This is a genomic window from Agromyces sp. PvR057, from assembly GCF_040547485.1.
Classification (GTDB): Bacteria; Actinomycetota; Actinomycetes; order Actinomycetales; family Microbacteriaceae; genus Agromyces.
Genome location: NZ_JBEPPT010000004.1, coordinates 147,374 through 163,220, shown reverse-complemented (window position 1 = coordinate 163,220; position 15,847 = coordinate 147,374). Strand labels below are relative to the sequence as shown.

At 72.1% G+C, this 15,847-nt stretch carries 14 protein-coding genes; 7 read left to right on the top strand and 7 right to left on the bottom strand.

Features of this window, described 5'->3' with window-relative positions:
- Positions 1-93: 93 nt before the first annotated feature.
- Together ABIC29_RS15410 and ABIC29_RS15405 are read right to left on the bottom strand one after the other, a co-directional pair.
- A complete protein-coding gene (locus ABIC29_RS15410) occupies positions 94-690 on the bottom strand; it encodes a TetR/AcrR family transcriptional regulator (protein WP_354246740.1) in 597 nt (198 codons plus the stop codon).
- Positions 690-1,622, bottom strand: coding sequence for an alpha/beta fold hydrolase (locus ABIC29_RS15405; RefSeq protein WP_354246737.1), 933 nt, complete (start codon positions 1,620-1,622; stop codon positions 690-692). Before ABIC29_RS15405 ends, ABIC29_RS15410 begins: the two co-directional genes overlap by 1 nt.
- Positions 1,623-1,771: 149 nt before the next feature.
- On the opposite strand from ABIC29_RS15405, the gene ABIC29_RS15400 reads away from it, so the two are divergent.
- Positions 1,772-5,011, top strand: coding sequence for a NosD domain-containing protein (locus ABIC29_RS15400; RefSeq protein ID WP_354246734.1), 3,240 nt, complete (start codon positions 1,772-1,774; stop codon positions 5,009-5,011).
- 7 nt (positions 5,012-5,018) lie between these two features.
- Here the strand turns inward: ABIC29_RS15400 and ABIC29_RS15395 are convergent, their stop codons facing one another.
- Genes ABIC29_RS15395 through ABIC29_RS15385 form a run of 3 tightly spaced genes read right to left on the bottom strand, consistent with a single transcriptional unit; the run spans position 5,019 to position 7,510 of the window.
- Positions 5,019-5,693, bottom strand: a complete 675-nt coding sequence (locus ABIC29_RS15395) for a VanZ family protein (protein ID WP_354246731.1) — start codon at positions 5,691-5,693, stop codon at positions 5,019-5,021.
- A gap of 10 nt (positions 5,694-5,703) precedes the next feature.
- Positions 5,704-6,780: a sensor histidine kinase gene (locus ABIC29_RS15390; protein WP_354246728.1), complete on the bottom strand. Its 1,077-nt coding sequence runs from the start codon at positions 6,778-6,780 to the stop codon at positions 5,704-5,706.
- A gap of 10 nt (positions 6,781-6,790) precedes the next feature.
- Positions 6,791-7,510, bottom strand: a complete 720-nt coding sequence (locus ABIC29_RS15385; RefSeq protein WP_354246726.1) for a response regulator transcription factor — start codon at positions 7,508-7,510, stop codon at positions 6,791-6,793.
- A gap of 123 nt (positions 7,511-7,633) precedes the next feature.
- On the opposite strand from ABIC29_RS15385, the gene ABIC29_RS15380 reads away from it, so the two are divergent.
- Positions 7,634-8,251 (top strand): D-alanyl-D-alanine carboxypeptidase family protein, encoded by a 618-nt coding sequence (locus ABIC29_RS15380; RefSeq protein WP_354246723.1) that lies wholly within the window; start codon positions 7,634-7,636, stop codon positions 8,249-8,251.
- A gap of 7 nt (positions 8,252-8,258) precedes the next feature.
- Here ABIC29_RS15380 and ABIC29_RS15375 read toward each other — a convergent pair whose 3' ends face one another.
- The gene (locus ABIC29_RS15375) at positions 8,259-9,584 is read right to left on the bottom strand and encodes a flavin monoamine oxidase family protein (protein WP_354246720.1); all 1,326 of its coding nucleotides are present in this window, start codon (positions 9,582-9,584) and stop codon (positions 8,259-8,261) included.
- Positions 9,585-9,716: 132 nt separating this feature from the next.
- Here ABIC29_RS15375 and ABIC29_RS15370 point away from each other — a divergent pair, with 132 nt between their 5' ends.
- Together ABIC29_RS15370 and ABIC29_RS15365 are read left to right on the top strand one after the other, a co-directional pair.
- Positions 9,717-10,274, top strand: a complete 558-nt coding sequence (locus ABIC29_RS15370) for a PadR family transcriptional regulator (RefSeq protein WP_354246717.1) — start codon at positions 9,717-9,719, stop codon at positions 10,272-10,274.
- A gap of 5 nt (positions 10,275-10,279) precedes the next feature.
- The gene (locus tag ABIC29_RS15365; RefSeq protein ID WP_354246714.1) at positions 10,280-11,998 is read left to right on the top strand and encodes an ABC1 kinase family protein; all 1,719 of its coding nucleotides are present in this window, start codon (positions 10,280-10,282) and stop codon (positions 11,996-11,998) included.
- Between the two features lie 41 nt (positions 11,999-12,039).
- Here the strand turns inward: ABIC29_RS15365 and ABIC29_RS15360 are convergent, their stop codons facing one another.
- On the bottom strand, positions 12,040-13,245 hold the full coding sequence (locus ABIC29_RS15360; protein ID WP_354246713.1) for a calcium:cation antiporter: 1,206 nt from the start codon (positions 13,243-13,245) through the stop codon (positions 12,040-12,042).
- A 396-nt stretch (positions 13,246-13,641) separates the two neighbouring features.
- On the opposite strand from ABIC29_RS15360, the gene ABIC29_RS15355 reads away from it, so the two are divergent.
- The 3 genes from ABIC29_RS15355 to ABIC29_RS15345 all read left to right on the top strand — a co-directional run bounded on the left by ABIC29_RS15355 (position 13,642) and on the right by ABIC29_RS15345 (position 15,843).
- On the top strand, positions 13,642-14,037 hold the full coding sequence (locus tag ABIC29_RS15355; protein ID WP_116085241.1) for an SHOCT domain-containing protein: 396 nt from the start codon (positions 13,642-13,644) through the stop codon (positions 14,035-14,037).
- A gap of 73 nt (positions 14,038-14,110) precedes the next feature.
- Positions 14,111-15,019 carry a hypothetical protein gene (locus ABIC29_RS15350; protein WP_354246710.1) on the top strand — a complete coding sequence of 303 codons (909 nt, stop codon included), beginning with the start codon at positions 14,111-14,113 and terminating at the stop codon, positions 15,017-15,019.
- A gap of 29 nt (positions 15,020-15,048) precedes the next feature.
- On the top strand, positions 15,049-15,843 hold the full coding sequence (locus ABIC29_RS15345) for a ferritin family protein (RefSeq protein ID WP_116085236.1): 795 nt from the start codon (positions 15,049-15,051) through the stop codon (positions 15,841-15,843).
- Positions 15,844-15,847: the final 4 nt, after the last annotated feature.

The window sequence follows — 15,847 nt, the reverse complement described above, 5'->3', positions numbered from 1 at the left end:
TGTGCGGCGGGCGAACGCCGTGGCGCAAGGTCGGGTGTCACTGCGCGCAACACGGCGACGCACCCGCAATGCACGGGCCCGGGGGCTGGTCGCTCACGCGTCCTCCGACGGCTCGGACTCGAAGGTCGCGGCCATGCGGGCGAGCGCCTCGATCGCGCCCTCGAGCTCCGCCGGCGTCATCGGCCCGAGCAGCCTGCCCGCCGACAGGAGGCCGATGGTCGCGCTCGACAGGGCGAGCGCGACATGCTCGGGCGAGACATCCGCCATCAGCGCCCCGCGGGCCTGCAGGCCGCGCACCCAGCCGACGACGCGCTCATGGCGTCGTCGGTATCGATCGTCGGCGACGGTGTCGACGTGCGCACCGAGCACCGCGCGATCGTCGAGGAACGCGGCGGTCATCAGGGGGTCGTCGAGCAGGGCCCGCGCCGCTGCGCGGTAGGCGGCACCGAGGCCGGGCGCATCGCCGACCTCGAGCCGCACGCGGGCGCGCAGGCGTCGGGTCGCGCGGCGCAGCACGGCGTCGAGAAGGTCGCGCTTGCCCGCGAACTCGAGGTAGACCGCCCCCTTGCCGATGCCGGCTTCCGCGGCGACGGCGGCGATGCCCATCGCGTCGAAGCCGCGCTCGAGGATCAGGCGCTCGGCGGCATCGAGGAGGCGTTCGCGCCGGTCGGGCACGAGCGGGCGGGGCATCAGCCGACCCGCCGGAGGAAGCCGACCATGGCCGGGATCACGAGGTCGGGCCGATCGCGCTGCACCCAGTGCCCGGCATCCGGGACCTCCAGCAGCTCCGAGCGGGGGAGGAGGCGGGCCGCGGACCTCGCTCGCGCAATCGGCACCCCGCGGTCGTGGTCGCCGTGCACGAGCAGGGTCGGCGCCTCGATCTCATGCAGCCGATCGGTGTAGTCGGTCCGCAGCCGGCCCCAGAGCACCTGCTCGCGTTGCCACTGGCCGAAGACCTCCAGGCCGTCGGATGCCGCAGCCTCCGCGATGACCGCCCGCACCAGTTCGGGCGTGCGGGCCGACGGGTTGCGCACGATGTCACGGAGTCCGCGTTCCATCGCGGCCGGATCCCGTGCGTACGACCGGGTCATCGCCGCGAGGAGGCCGGATCGAAGCAGCAGGAACGTCGCCGCGTGGCTCAGGCGCCCGAGCGGCCCGTCGGCGAGCCTGGGCATGATGCCGAAGCATCCCATGAGCATCGCGCCGCGCGCCCGACCGGGGCGATCGAGCAGGTGGCCGAGCGTCAGACCCCCGCCGAGCGAGAGTCCGCCGACCACGTAGTCGTCGAGATCGAGGGCGTCGACGAGCTCGCCGACGTACCGCACGAGGTGCTCCTGGGTCAGCGGCCACTCGGCTCGAGGGCTTCGTCCGAAGCCCGGGTGGTCGGGTGCGAGCACGCGGAAGCCGGCCTTCGCGAGCGCCGGGCCGACTTCGCCCCACGAGAGCTCGGCGCTGTCGGCCCCGCCGCCGTGCAGGAGGAGCACCGTGGGGCCGTCGCCGTCGCCGTCGCCGAGGCCGTCGCCGAGGTCGAGGCCGTCGCCGAGGCCGGTGCGGCCAGGCGTCCACTCGAGGACGGAGACGGTCGCACCGGTCACGGCGACGGTCGTGCGACGGACGTTCACGGGGGCCTCCGATCGTTGTGACCAGAATACCTTATGTGGTCACTACTCGGGATCGGTGCGCATCCGGCGAGGCGTCGCTACGCTGGGGGGAGTCGCCGGTGCGGTTCGGGGTGGGTCCCATCGGCGCGTTGGGGGGAAGCATGATCGGCGTGCTCGCGAGGTCCGAACGACGGCGGCGGGCGGTGGCGCTCGGCGCCGCGCTCTGCCTCGCGACGCTGGTCGGCGTCGCGGGCGCAGCGGCGATGTCGGTCGTGCCGGCCGAGCCCGCGTCGGCGATCGGCCTGGTTCCGGCCCTCGCGGATCCGGACGACCCCGAGACCGGCGACCCGGAGCCGCCCGACGACGGCCCGGTGCCCGAGGGCCTCGACGAGCCGGCACCGGTCCCAGACGACTCCATCGTCGAGTCCCCGCCGCCGCCGCGCCCCGGCCTCGTGCCGAACGCGAACAGCCTCCCCATCGCCTGGGTCGGCACGCCGGACCTCCGCCCGGGCGGAGGTCCGGTGCTGAGCCTCCAGGCCGCGATCAACGCCGCGCCCGACGGCGGCACCGTCTCGTTCGATGCGAACGACTACGCGTTCACCGGCTCGTTGGCCGTCACCCGGTCGGTCACGCTCGACAGCGCTTCCCCCTCCGTGCTCTTCACCCGCATCACGGTCAGCGCCGGTGGCCTCGCGTTGGCTCCGGATGTCTCGCTGGGCGTCGCGTCGACGGGTGCCACCGTGTCGGTCACCGGGTCCGGCGTCACGCTGGACGCCGTCACGGTGCGCAATCCGAGTGCCGTCGCGCGGCCGACGGGGGTCCAACTCGGCGCCGGCCTGACCGGGATCGTGATCGACGGATACACGATGGACGGCGGCGGAGAGCTCTCGTCGTACGGCGTCAACCTGACGACAGCCTCGGCGACGATCACCGACGCCGACATCACCGGCGTCGCGACCGGCATCCTCGCCACTGCGGCGTCGACGGCGAGCGGCATCGTGGTCTCGGGCGGCAGCGTCACGGCGTCGACGTCCGGCATCTCGCTCGGCGCGACATCCGAGCCGCACGTGACGGACGTCGTCGCCACCGGGCCCGACGCGACCGGAACGGGCATCGACCTCGCCAACTCGAGCGGTGCGGTGGTCGACGGCGTCACCGTGCAGGGGTTCGCCCGCGGCATCGGCACGAGCACGACCAACGCGGCCGACGGGCCGACCATCACCGAGCCGACGATCGACGGTGCGAGCCGCGAGGGCATCTCGCTCGGGGCCACCACCGCCCCCAGCGTGGTCCGGCCCGGCATCACCGGCGCCGATGCGAACCAGTCGACCGGCATCCTCGTCTTCAAGGCGACCGACGCCGTCATCGAGGCGCCGAGCGTGACGGGCATGATGTACGGCATCACCACCCACCTGCTGAACACCGGGACGGGCCCGCTCATCACCGCGCCGCGGATCACCGCCTTCGGCGCCATCACCCTGGGCTCGACGCAGGGCGCGTCGGTCTCCGACGCCGTGCTCGACGCCGGCGTTTGGGGCGAGAACGGCACCGGGATCAACCTCGTGAACGCGGGCAGGGCGACGATCACGAACGAGAGCGCGACGGGCTTCCTCTACGCGGTCGGCGCCCAGTCGTCGATGGACCCCGAGTCCGATCGCGTCGACATCTCGATCACCGACCTCACCGTGGTCGGCGCACCGAACGCCTCGAGCGGCGTCTACCTCCTCGGCGCCGAGAACGCGACCATCACGGGCATCGACGCCGAACTGACCGGCGCGGCCCTCGTCATCCACCAGTCCGTCGGCGTGAACGCCTCGGACATCGTCGTGGACGGTCGTGAAGGACCGACCCCCGTAACGGGCGCCGCGATCCTGCGCGCGTACGGGTCGCAGGACGTGAACGTCGACGACGCGAGCATCGACGGCGGGTCGTACGGCTTCTTCTACTCGGCGACGGATGGCGCGACGGTGACGAACGCGACGGTGGCGAACGTCGTCGAGCGCGCCCTGTACGGCCGCAGCGTCGCGAACCTCGACGTGAGCGCCTCGTCGTTCACCGGCAACGCCGCCGTCGGCGTCCTCGTCGTGACCACGCCCGAGAACGGCATCAGCCACGACATCTCGATCCACGACAACGTCATGACGGGCAATGGCGGCGGTGTGCACGTGCTGCAGGGCACCACCGGCGTCGAGATCCTCCGCAACACGGTGAGCGGTCAGCCGGACTTCGTCACCGCGGGCGGCGCGCACGGGCTCCTGATCTCCGACAACGCCGTCGAGCAGGAGGCCGACGCGATCGCGATCTCCGTCGCGCCGCTGTGGGAGGACGGCGCCGAGCCCGGCTCGTACTCGTCGTCGGGCATCGAGGTGCTGGGCAACGCGTTCAGCGGCAGCGGCACCTGGATCTCGGTCGGGTCGCCAGACCCCGCAGCGCCCGATGCGGCACGGCGCACCCTGCGCGACCCGGTGCTCGCGACCGGCAACGTGTTCCCGGCGGCATCCACGGCCGTGCAGGCCTACGCCAATGCCGTGACCGGTGAGGATGCCGCGGCGACACCGGTCGCGCGCGCCCTGCCCGTCGACGGGCCGATCGCCGTCGACGCCCGCGACCACGGCGACCCGAACGACTGGGGATCCGAGTGCCGGGCGACCGGCTTCCTCGACGGTGCCTCCTACTACGAGGGCGGCGGTGCCGCCGTGTACGAGCTGACCGAGGCCCCCGTGCTCTATCCGATGACCTGCATCGACCTCTCGCTCGAGCAAGCGCTCGACGTCGCCGACGATGAGGTGCTCGGCATCGGCGACCTCGTCACCTGGACGCTCACCCCGCACAACGACGGCCCCCGGGCGGCACCGGTCGGCTGGACGATCACGCAGCTGCTCCCGGACACGGTGGAGCTGGTCTCCATGACGGGCGACGGGTATTCCGTGGCCGACGCCGTCGCGACGTCGGGCGACTCGATCCCCGCGGGCGACGACGGTCCCGTGCTGACGGTGGTCGTCCGCATCCTCTCGGTGCCGAGCGACACGACCACGATGCGCAACGTGGCCTACGTCGCGCCGGCCGAACCGGTCGACCTCGACGCCGACGGCTTCGTCGACGACGTCGTCGAGCGGCTGAATCCGCTCGTCGTCCCGACCCTCGACACCGACACCGCGGCATCCGAGACCGACAACGACGCGCAGGGCGTGTGGTCGGTCACCGGGTCGGTCGCGCCGGAGCCGCCCGAGCCCGCTGGAGACGGCGGCGGGACACCCGGCGGCGGTTCGCCGAGCGCCGGCCTGGCGAGGACCGGCACGGAACCGACCCGGGTGCTCGCGCTCGCGGCGCTGCTGCTGGGCGGCGGTGTGCTGCTCGCGGCGAGGTCGCGGCGCACCGCGCGCCTGGCGCGTCTCGCGCGTCGGGACTGAGCGGAGTTCAGCGGCACCGCTCCTCGCGCAGCTCCCCGTCGAGGCGAGGCTCGCCCGCCGCCGCCGCCGCCGGTCCGGATGCGGCGCCAGAGGCTCCGTGCAGTGGGAACCGGACGTCGGGCTGCGGGCCGAAGTTCAACGGCGACGCGACGATGAGCGCGGTGCCGACCAGGGCGAGCACGGTCAGGACCGCGCAGACCCGCGCCATCGCCGGAACGGTCTGCTCGCCGAGCCTGCGGCGCACGAGCACGAGCAGGCCCAGCCCGAGCACGCCGCCGAGCGTGTTCGTGACGAGGTCGGTGACGTCGGAGCTGCCGACCGCGAGCGCGTATTGCGCGACCTCCAGTGCGAGGCTCGCCGCGGCGAGCACGGCGACGGTCCTCCACCACGGCCACGCCGGTGCGAGCAGGCCGAGGAGGACGCCGAACGGCACGAAGAGCAGGACGTTCGCGACGACTTCCGACGGCGCGCTGGCGCCGTTGCAGGCGTCCGAGACGAACGGCACGAGCTTCACCTGGCGCAGGGCGCCGGAACCGACGTACGGGAGCTCGAGCTTCCAGAGCACGATCCAGAAGAGGAGGGCGAGGTACGCCGCGAACGAGGCGCCCAGCAGGCGGCGAGCGCGCCGGGCTCGTGCGGCTTCGTCACTCGTCGACGGGCGCATCCGCTCGCGGATGCTCATCGGTCCACGCTCACCGGACGGCGTCCGTCGGCACGGCCGGGAGACGCACCGTCACGCGAAGGCCGCCCCCGGGGCGAGCTTCGATCGTGAGGGTGCCGTCGTGCGCCTGGGCGATGCGCTTGACGATCGCGAGGCCCAGGCCGACCCCGCCGTGGTCGCCGCGGATGCGCTCGGTGCCCCGTAGGAACGGTTCGGTGAACGTGGCGACCAAATGCGGCGCAAGCTGCTCGCCGGTGTTCTCGACCGTCAGCGTGACGGAATCGGCGTGCACGGCCGTGCCGACCCGCGCGGTGCCGTGCTCTGGCAGGTTGTGGACGATGGCGTTGTGGAGCAGGTTCGTGATCAGCTGCAGCAGGAGCGCGGTCGAGCCGAGCGCCGGCGTGATCTCCCCGGTCGTCTCGACGGCGACGCCGCGGCGCTCCGCGAGCGGGAGGAGGGTCTCGGCCGCTTCCTCCGCGAGGAGCGACAGGTCGACGACCTCCCTCGCGAACGAGCGCTGGTCGGCGCGGCTGAGCACGAGCAGTGCCTCCGTGAGGTCGATGGCGCGGGCGTTGACGGCGCTCAGGCGTTCGACGAGCTGGGCGTCGACCCGGTCGGGATCGTCGCGGGCGACCTCGAGCAGGGTCTGCGTGATCGCGAGCGGGGTGCGCAGCTCGTGCGACGCGTTCGCCGCGAACCTGCGCTGCTCGTCGACGTGCGCCTCGAGCCGCGCGAGCATGGCGTCGAAGCTGTCGGCGAGCTCGCGGAACTCGTCGTTCCGCCCCTCGAGCTCGATGCGGTACGAGAGGGAGCCGTTGGCCGCCCGGCGCGTCGCCTCCGTGATCCGGGCCAAGGGCACGAGCATGCGGCCGGCCAGGAACCATCCGCCGAGCAGGCCGAAGACCAGCAGGAAGAGCAGGACCCCCGTGACGACCGGGCCGAACGCGCGGATGAGGTCGTCGCGACCGGGAACGAACCCGCCGATCGTGTTGACCGCCTGCGCGGGCACGTATCGGAGGAGGAACAGCCACACCGCCGCGAGCAGGAGGAAGCTCGCGAACATGAGGAACCCCGCGTAACTGAGGGTGAGCTTGAGGCGGGCGCTCATGCCGGGCGCCCTACGCATCGCGACCCGGAACGGTGTCGATTTCGGTGCCGATGCCGGCGCCGGCGGATGCCGCGGGGTCGATGCGGTAGCCGACGCCCGGCACCGTCGTGATGAGCCAGGGCTCGCCGAGCCGCTTGCGCAGCGCGGAGACCGTGATGCGCACCGCGTTCGTGAAGGGGTCGGCATTCTCGTCCCAGGCCTTCTCCAGCAGCTCCTCGGCGCTGATGACGCCGCCGTCGGCGCCGACGAGCAGCTCGAGCACCGCGAACTGCTTGCGCGTGAGGGCGACGTAGCGTCCGTCGCGGAAGACCTCCCGGCGGAACGGGTCCAGTCGCAGCCCGGCGATCTCCCGCACGGGCGGCCGGTTGTGCGCGCGCCGCCGGTCGAGTGCGCGCAGCCGGAGCACGAGCTCCTGGAGCTCGAAGGGCTTCGTCAGGTAGTCGTCGGCGCCGAGGCCGAAGCCGGACGCCTTGTCGTCGAGGCGGTCGGCCGCGGTGAGCATCAGGATCGGCATCCCGCTTCCGGAGGCGACGATGCGCTCGGCGATCTCGTCACCGGACGGCCCGGGGATGTCGCGGTCGAGCACGGCGATGTCGTAGGCGTTGATGCCCAGCAGCTCGAGGGCGGTGTCGCCGTCGCCGGCGAGGTCGGCCGCGATGGCCGCCAGGCGCAGCCCGTCGCGGATGGCCTCCGCCATGAACGGTTCGTCCTCCACCACCAGCACTCGCATGATGGCCATGCTAGGAGCCGGGGCATATCGTCGGCGTATCCGAAACCGGATACGGCCCTGCAACATCTCGGCGGCTTGGCTGGCGACATGAGTCGCAACGCACCATCCAGAACCCGAGCCCGCATGGGCCTCCTGACCGCGGTCGTCGGCCTGCTCGTCCTCGTCGGCGGCGGCGCGGTGATGCTCGGATCCGCGCTCGGGTCCTCCGCGTTCCCCGCCGCCGGCGCGTTCGGCGAGCGGCCGCCGGGGGAGGGCGGCACGGCGGAGCTCGCGGCGGACGGTGCCGCAACCGAGGCCGATGGCGTCCTGCCCGACGGGGTGGGCGCCTTCGACGAGCAGTACCCCGGGGTCGTCAACCTCGACCCGGCGCTGCTGGGCGCCCTCCGCGCGGCGGCGGCCGATGCCGCCGAGGAGGGCATCGAGGTGTTCGTCAGCAGCGGCTGGCGGTCGCCCGGCTACCAGGAGCAGCTCCTCGAGGAGGCGGTCGCGGAGTACGGCTCGGAGGCGGAGGCGGCCAGGTGGGTGGCCACCGCGGAGACGTCGGAGCATGTCGCGGGGAACGCGGTCGACGTCGGGTCGTACGACGCGATCGACTGGCTGCAGGAGCACGGTGCCCGCTACGGTCTCTGCCCGACCTACGACAACGAGCCGTGGCACTTCGAACGGCACGCCGAGGCCATCGACGAGGGGTGCCCGGCCGTCTACTGGGATCCGACCCGGGACCCGCGGATGCAGGGCTGACGACGCGTCAGCTCGACCACACCTCGTCGATCGGGAGGTCGCGCCCGAGGACGTTCGCCGCCGCCCGGTGCCCGGACAGCATGGCCGCCGGGACCGTCGCCGGGTCATCCGTCCACGTCGCCTCGCCCGCGAGGTGCAGCACGCCGCCGACCGGCGTCGCGAGGTCGTCGTGGTCGGCCGTCGTCGAGCCGACGGTCATGTAGGCGTACGAGCCGCGAGCGAACGGGTCGCCCTGCCAGTCCGTGCGGTGCACGTGCGTCGGCTGCTCGACGCGATCGCCGTAGAGCCGTGCCAGCTGGGCGAGCACCGACTCGACGACCCGGCGGTCCTGCCAGTCGCGCGTCTCGCGAGCGGCCGGACCGGCGGCGAAGGTGAGCAGCGTCGGCGTGCCGTGCAGCGGGGTGAGGTCGTACCAGGAGTGCCACCAGCGGCTCTGCGGTCCCTGCTGCCGGATCGCGTAGACGCCGTCGTCCCAGAACCTCGTCGGGAACCGCAGGAAGACCTTCTCGAACGCGTTCATCTCGAGCCGGCCCAGGGCGGCGGCGATCGGCTCGGGAAGCGGCGGCTCGATGACGAAGTCGTCGGACTTCAGCACGCCGACGGGCACGGTCACGACCGTGGTGTCCGCGGCGAACGACCCGCGATCGGTCGTGACGACGACGCCCTCCGGCGACCATCGCACCTGCGAGACGACGTGCCCGAGGCGGAGGTCGAGCCCCTCGGCGAGATGCTCGGGCAGGCGGTCGTAGCCGTCGGGGAACACCACCTCGTCGCCGTCGATCGAGTCGTCGTCGAGGCCATGCGCCGCGAGGTCCTCGATCCACGCGCCGTACTGCTCCTCCGAACGGTGCTCGAGGTACTCGCGCACGCGCTGGGCGCGTTCGGCGTCCCACGCCTGCGCGGCGAGCGCCGCCTCGGTCACGTCGCGGTACGAGGCATCCGGGGCGGATGCCGCGACGACCTCGAGCAGGGTCGCGTCGACGGCGTGGATGTCGGCGGCGAAGCGTCGCGCACCGGCATCCGACAGACGCTCGGCATCGGGCCCGTAGTACGCGATGGGGCGACTGTCGGGCTGGTACCCGCCGACCGTGAACTCGGCGGTGCGCATGCCGAACGCCTCGGCCGCAGCGGCCACCGGGCTGTCGCTGACGCCGTGGATCCAGGACGCGCCGAGGTCGGTGACGAGCCCGTCGGCACGGTCGGTCCAGACGCGACCGCCGACCCGGTCGCGGCCTTCGAGCACGACGACCCGACGGCCGGCCCTCGCCAGCAGTCGAGCGGCCGTGAGGCCCGCCACCCCCGCGCCGACCACGATCGTGTCGAAATGCTCCATTGCCGTCCTGCCTCCATCGTGGGGTGCTGCACCCGTACTCGACGGTATCGCCTGCATGCGCTGCACCCCTATCGCTCAGGCCGCTCGCGTTATATCGTTGAGTATCGTTCACACGCGACGGAAGAGGTTGTCATGAGTGGTTCGTTCCCCACCGGCGGATTCGGCGCCGGCATCCCGGCCGACGGCATCTGGCAGGCCTTCGAGCAGTTGCGATCGACCTTCGAGAAGCGCGCGGGCAGCCGCATGGGCCGCGGCGACGTGCGTGCGGCGGTGCTCGCACTGCTCGCCGAGCAGCCCATGCACGGCTACCAGATCATCCACGAGATCGAGGAGCGCAGCGGCGGCACGTGGAAGCCCAGCGCCGGCTCGGTCTACCCGACCCTGCAGTTGCTCGCCGACGAGGGCCTCATCAGCGCCGAGGAGTCGAACGGCCGCAAGACCTACTCGCTCACCGAAGGGGGCCGCGCGTCGGTCGCCGATTCCGGCGCCTCCGCTCCGTGGGCCCCGCCGAGCACGGGCGCCGGCGCCGGCGACGGCACGGGGCCGACGGCACTGCCCAAGGCGGGCTTCGAGCTCGCGCAGGCCGCCGCGCAGGTCGGGCGCACCGGCACCCCCGAGCAGGTGCAGCAGGCCGTTGCCGCGCTCGACGAGACGCGACGACGGCTCTACGCGATCCTCGCCCAGGACTGACGCGGGTGGCATCCGCTCCTCGGGATCGAGGCGATTCGGTGCCCGGTGCCGGCAATACGCGCGCACGCTATCGCCGCATCCTGCGGTTCGCGGGCTGGAACCTCGCCGTCACCTGGTGGTACGAGCTGTTCCTCCCGCGCATCGGGCTCGCCCGGGTGGCCGAGCGCACGCGTTCCAAGCGGATGCGGCGCTTCGCCCAGCGGTTCCACGTGCTCGCGATCGATCTCGGCGGCCTCATGATCAAGGTCGGGCAGTTCATGTCGTCGCGCCTCGACGTGCTGCCGCCCGAGATCACGGCCGAGCTCGCCGGATTGCAGGACGAGGTGCCGCCGGTGCCGTTCGCGGCGATCCGCGCCCTCGCCGAGGCGGAGCTCGGCATGCCCCTCGACCGCGCCTACGCCTCGATCGACGAGGAGCCGATCGCCGCGGCATCCCTCGGCCAGGCCCACCGTGCCCGGCTCGCGCCGACCGACGCGGCCGACACCGGGCTGGACTCCGTCGTCGTCAAGGTGCAACGGCCGGGCATCGACCGGATCGTCGACGTCGACCTCGCCGCCCTGCGCAAGGTGGCCGGGTGGCTCAGCCATGTGCGACTCGTCTCCGACCGCGTGAACACCCACGCGCTCGTCGAGGAGTTCGCGCAGACCAGCCTCGAGGAGATCGACTACCTGCACGAGGCCGCGAACGCCGAGCGCTTCGCGGCGGAGTTCGCCGATGACGCCCGGGTGAGCGTGCCGGCGATCGTGTGGGAGCGCACGACCCGGCGCGTGCTCACCCTCGAGGACGTGACGGCGATCAAGGTCACGGATGCCGCGGCGCTGGCGTCCGCCGGCATCGATCCGGCCGACGTGGCCCCGGCCTTCGCCGCCGTCATGTTCGACCAGCTCTTCACGAACGGCTTCTTCCACGCCGACCCGCACCCGGGCAACATCTTCGTCACGCCGCTGGCGGTCGTCGACGGTTCGACGGAGCGGCCGTGGAAGCTGACGTTCATCGACTTCGGCATGATGGGCACGGTTCCCGCCGGCACGCGCAGCGGCCTGCGCAAGCTGCTCATCGCGGCCGCCTCGCGCGACGGCAAGGGGCTCGTCGACGCCGTGCGCGACATCGGGGTGCTGCTCCCGTCGGCCGACACGGGCGAGCTCGAGCGCGCCATGACGCAGCTGTTCGCCCGGTTCGGCGGCATGGGCTTCGCCGAGCTGCGCGAGGTGGATCCGCGGGAGTTCCGCGACTTCGCCGAGGAGTTCGGCCACGTGGTGCGGTCGCTGCCGTTCCAGCTGCCCGAGAACTTCCTGCTCATCGTCCGCGCGATGTCGCTCACCTCCGGCGTGTGTAGTGCGCTGGATGCCGAGTTCAACCTCTGGGACTCGATCGAGCCGTACGCGACCAAGCTCATCCGCGACGAGCGCGGCAACGTCGTGCAGGACCTCGCGAAGCAGGCCGTCGAGATCGCGGGCATCGCCATCGGCCTGCCGAAGCGACTCGACTCCCTCGTGACCCGCATCGACGAGGGGTCCGTCGCGGTGTCGAACCCGTCGCTCGAGCGGAGGGTCGCCCGGCTCGAGCGCACCGCACGGCGCGTGGTGTCGGCGACCCTGTTCGCCGCGCTGCTCGTCGCCGGGGCGGTCCTCCGCGTGGACGACGCCGGGTTCGGCACCGTGCTCATGATCGCGTCCGTGCTGCCGCTGCTCCACGCGCTGTTCGCCGGGCGCGGCGGGCGCTGACCGCCGACCGACGCGACCGAACGCGACGGGCCGGAGGGTCTTCAGGGTGCGAAGAGCAGGATCGCGTACACCCCGAAGAGCATGAGGTGCACCGCGCCGTGCACGGCGGTCGTACGGGGCGAGAAGAACGTGATCAACGTCATGGCGAGGGTGATGGCGATGAGCACCATGTTCGCGGGCGATTCACCGAGGACGACCTCCTGGCCGCTGACCAGCCCGATCACGAGGATGACGGGGATCGTCAGGCCGACGGTCGAGGTGAAGGCGCCGAGCCCGAGGTTGAAGGCGCGCTGGTTCTGGTCCGCGAGCGAGGCGCGGATCGCGGTCACCGCCTCGGGCGTGAACACGATGATCGCGATGACGACGCCGCTGAGCGCGACCGGGGCGCCGGTGGCGTCGATGCCGAGGTCGACGAGCACGCCGAGGTCATGCGAGAGCAGCACGATCGGGAGCACGGTCACGATGAGGAGGGCGGCTCGCGCGACCAGCTCCCCGCGTGCGACGGCGGGATGCTCGGGCGCCGCCGGTGAACTCGGCGCCGACGCCGGTGCCGGCGCCGACGCCGGTGCCGACGCCGGCGCCGACGCCGACGCCGACGCCGACGCGGACGCGGAAACCGCCGCGGCCGGCACCACCGGTTGCACGAAGAGGCTCCGGTCCCGACCGACCTGCATGACCAGGAAGAACGCGTAGAGCGCGGCGGCGAGCACGGCGATGCCGATCGACTGGAAGGAGGTGAGCGTTCCGCCGGGCGTCGAACCCGTGAAGTTCGGCAGCACGAGCGTGCAGAGCGACAGCGCGACGATGACCGCGAGGTAGACCGAGGTGCCGACCGTGTTGTAGTTCTGGGGGCCGTGGCGCAGGCCTCCGAGCAAGATGGCCAGGCCCATCACGCCGTTGATGATGATCATCATCACGGCGAACAGCGAGTCGCGGCCGATCGTCGCCGAACCGCTGGGGCCGAGCATGACCGACGCGATCAGGGCGACCTCGATGACCACGACGGTGAGCGTCAGGATGAGCGTGCCGAACGGTTCGCCGACCTTCTCGGCGAGGTGCTCCGCCTGGTGCACGACGCCGAAGGCCGCGACCATGATCGCCGCCAGGATCACGAGGAACATGAGCACGCCGACGGCGGCGTTCGGCGGATGCGCGACGAGGTCGTGGCCGAACGCGAGAGCCCACCCCGTGGTCGCCCACGCGATCACGAGGATGGCGACCGTCGACCCGGTGAGCAGCGCCCTCATGAAGACTCCTTCGTCCGAGCCCGACCGATCGCCACTCTACCGTCCTGCATCTCGACGCCGACGGAGACCCGGACGGTCACCGCGGGCATTGCGCCGGCGTCCGCCCACGGGTGATGCTGGTCTCGCGGCGGCGCACGCCGCAAGGGGGAGTCGGCATGCGGCGATCGCGAAGGCTTCGGCTCACCTTTTCAGGACCACATCGATCATGACGGCGATATGCGCCCATGACCGATCTCATCCTGAAAACGCGGTTGGACGAGCCGGGGCAGGCGCTGTCGGCCCGCATGGTCGGGTGCGTCGCTGACGGGCGCGCCTCTTCCGCGGCGGGCCGTGCGCCGATAGGTTGAGCGCCAGATGGCACGATCGGCTTTCGTGCCCCGATCGAAAGGGCCCGCCATGGGATTGTTCGCCACCGTGTGGGATTGGATCTGGTTCAGCTTCTGGATCTTCGCCTACATCGCCTACCTGTTCACGCTGATCTACATCGCGATCGACATCTTCCGCTCGCATGACATCGGCGGGTGGATGAAGGCGCTGTGGATCCTGCTGCTGGTGTTCCTTCCGTTCGTGACCGGCCTCGTGTACCTCATCGTTCGCGGGCAGGGCATGGCGGAGCGCTCGTCGTCACGGCGCCCCGAGATCGTCGAGTACTCCGACGAGGAGGTGCGCAAGGTCTCGTTCGCGAATCCGGCCGACGAGATCACGAAGGCCGCGGCACTGCGCGACCAGGGCGTCATCACCGATGGCGAGTTCAACGCCATCAAGGCGAAGGCGCTCGGCGAGAAGTTCTGAGCGGATGCCGCGCCTCGCGATCGCCCACCCGGCACCCGGTGCCGGGTCGCCGGCCGCGGGGTAGCCTCGGCACATGACCCAGTCCGTCGGCGTCGGCCGGACCCCCGCAGCGGGGTCCGGGCCGGCGCCGTTCGACGTCCGCGGCTTCGCGCGCACCGCGCACGGCAGCCTGCGCGCCGAGCTCGACCTCGACGCGATGCGGGATGCCGGACTGTCGCGAGCGGCGGTTCGCACGATCGTGACCCTCGCGGAGTTCGAGGGCGCCACGATGGAGCACCTCCGCAACGTGCTCGTGACCCCGACCCACAAGGATGCACGCGTCACCGCGTTCCTCGTGTCGTGGGCGTACGAGAAGTACTGGATCGCCGACGCGCTGAGGTCGATCGCCGGGGCGGCCGTGGCGGCCGGCGGCGACGGCGGCCCGGATGCCGCGGCGAACGCCGCACGAGACGGCACGGCCGCGACTCCGGGCCGTGCACCCGCCGGCCGTGGGCCGATCCGTCGTGCGCTCGCCGGATTCGGACAGGGGCCAGACGTGGTCGGCGCCCATCTCGCGCTCGGCGTCGTCGACGATCTCGTGCTCGACCTCGCCTATGCACGCCTCGAGTCCGGGGCCGAACCCGGGGCCGAACCCGACGCCGAACCGGTGGCTGCCGCAGCAGCATCCTCGAATCCGGCCTTCGCCGACGCGGTCGCGCGCATCAGGGCGATCAAGGCCAGGCACACGGAGTTCTTCGCCGGCGAGGCCGCGCGCCGGTTGTCGGCGTCGCCGCGGTCGGTCGGACTCGCACGACGGGAGCTCTCGCGATCCGCGTGGCCGCTCGGCCGCGGTTCGGTCGCGACCACCGAGCGGGAGGCGTTCGCGAGGTTCGCCGTGCCCGACGCCGCGTCGCGTGCGGGACTGGCCCGCGACATCCGCTGCTCGATCCCGGGCATCGACGACCGCACCGCGTCCGCCGTGATGCGACGCCTCGGCGCCTGAACGCGACGAACCCGAGAGAGCAGGGGAGCATGGCCTTCGACATCGACCGGTACACCGCGACCTCCGTCAGCGTCGCGTGGAGCGACCTCGACCTCGAGGTGTTCCGCCACGAGCCGCTGCCCGAGTCGTCGCTGCGCACCCTGCGCTACATGGCCGACGTCGAGTATCACACGGTCTGCTACACGCGCGACCTGCTCACGACGCCGTCGCACCGCGAGGCCGACATGAGCGCGTTCATGACGATGTGGAACCGTGAGGAGTTCTGGCACGGCGAGGCGCTCGCCGCCGTGCTCGCGGTGCACGACATCACGGTCGACTACGACGCGCTCAAGGCGAACCGCATGAAGCTCGGGTGGAAGGACCGGCTCGACCCGATCAAGCAGTCGGTGCTCGGCGGCCTCGTCGGCCAGGACTTCGTGGCCGTCCACATGTCGTGGGGGGCCGCGAACGAGTGGTCGGCGATCACCGCGTACCAGCGCATGGCCGAGCTCGAGGAGCATCCGGTGCTCGCCGAATTGCTTCGCCGCATCGCCAAGCAGGAGGCCAGGCACGTCGCGTTCTACACGTCGCAGGCCCGCGAACGGCTCGCCGCGAGCACGAAGGCGCAGAAGGTGACGCGGTTCGCGCTCAGTCGCTTCTGGGCTCCGGTCGGCTCGAGCATCTCGTCGGAGGACGACGTACGGCACGTCATGACGCACCTCATGAGCGGCCCGGAGGGCCGGCGCGCGGCCCGCAAGGTCGACGAGAGCATCAGCGGGATGCCGGGACTCGCCGGTCTCACGATCGTGCAGGACGCGCTCGACCGGCTGGGCGTCGCCGCCTGAGCGT

Coding starts and splice junctions, on each gene's coding strand:
- ABIC29_RS15410 (WP_354246740.1), bottom strand. CDS start 690: ATGCCCCGCCCGCTCGTGCCCGACCGGCGCGAACGCCTCCTCGATGCC.
- ABIC29_RS15395 (WP_354246731.1), bottom strand. CDS start 5,693: ATGAGCATCCGCGAGCGGATGCGCCCGTCGACGAGTGACGAAGCCGCA.
- ABIC29_RS15390 (WP_354246728.1), bottom strand. CDS start 6,780: ATGAGCGCCCGCCTCAAGCTCACCCTCAGTTACGCGGGGTTCCTCATG.
- ABIC29_RS15385 (WP_354246726.1), bottom strand. CDS start 7,510: ATGCGAGTGCTGGTGGTGGAGGACGAACCGTTCATGGCGGAGGCCATC.
- ABIC29_RS15380 (WP_354246723.1), top strand. CDS start 7,634: ATGGGCCTCCTGACCGCGGTCGTCGGCCTGCTCGTCCTCGTCGGCGGC.
- ABIC29_RS15375 (WP_354246720.1), bottom strand. CDS start 9,584: ATGGAGCATTTCGACACGATCGTGGTCGGCGCGGGGGTGGCGGGCCTC.
- ABIC29_RS15370 (WP_354246717.1), top strand. CDS start 9,717: ATGAGTGGTTCGTTCCCCACCGGCGGATTCGGCGCCGGCATCCCGGCC.
- ABIC29_RS15360 (WP_354246713.1), bottom strand. CDS start 13,245: ATGAGGGCGCTGCTCACCGGGTCGACGGTCGCCATCCTCGTGATCGCG.
- ABIC29_RS15355 (WP_116085241.1), top strand. CDS start 13,642: ATGGGATTGTTCGCCACCGTGTGGGATTGGATCTGGTTCAGCTTCTGG.
- ABIC29_RS15350 (WP_354246710.1), top strand. CDS start 14,111: ATGACCCAGTCCGTCGGCGTCGGCCGGACCCCCGCAGCGGGGTCCGGG.
- ABIC29_RS15345 (WP_116085236.1), top strand. CDS start 15,049: ATGGCCTTCGACATCGACCGGTACACCGCGACCTCCGTCAGCGTCGCG.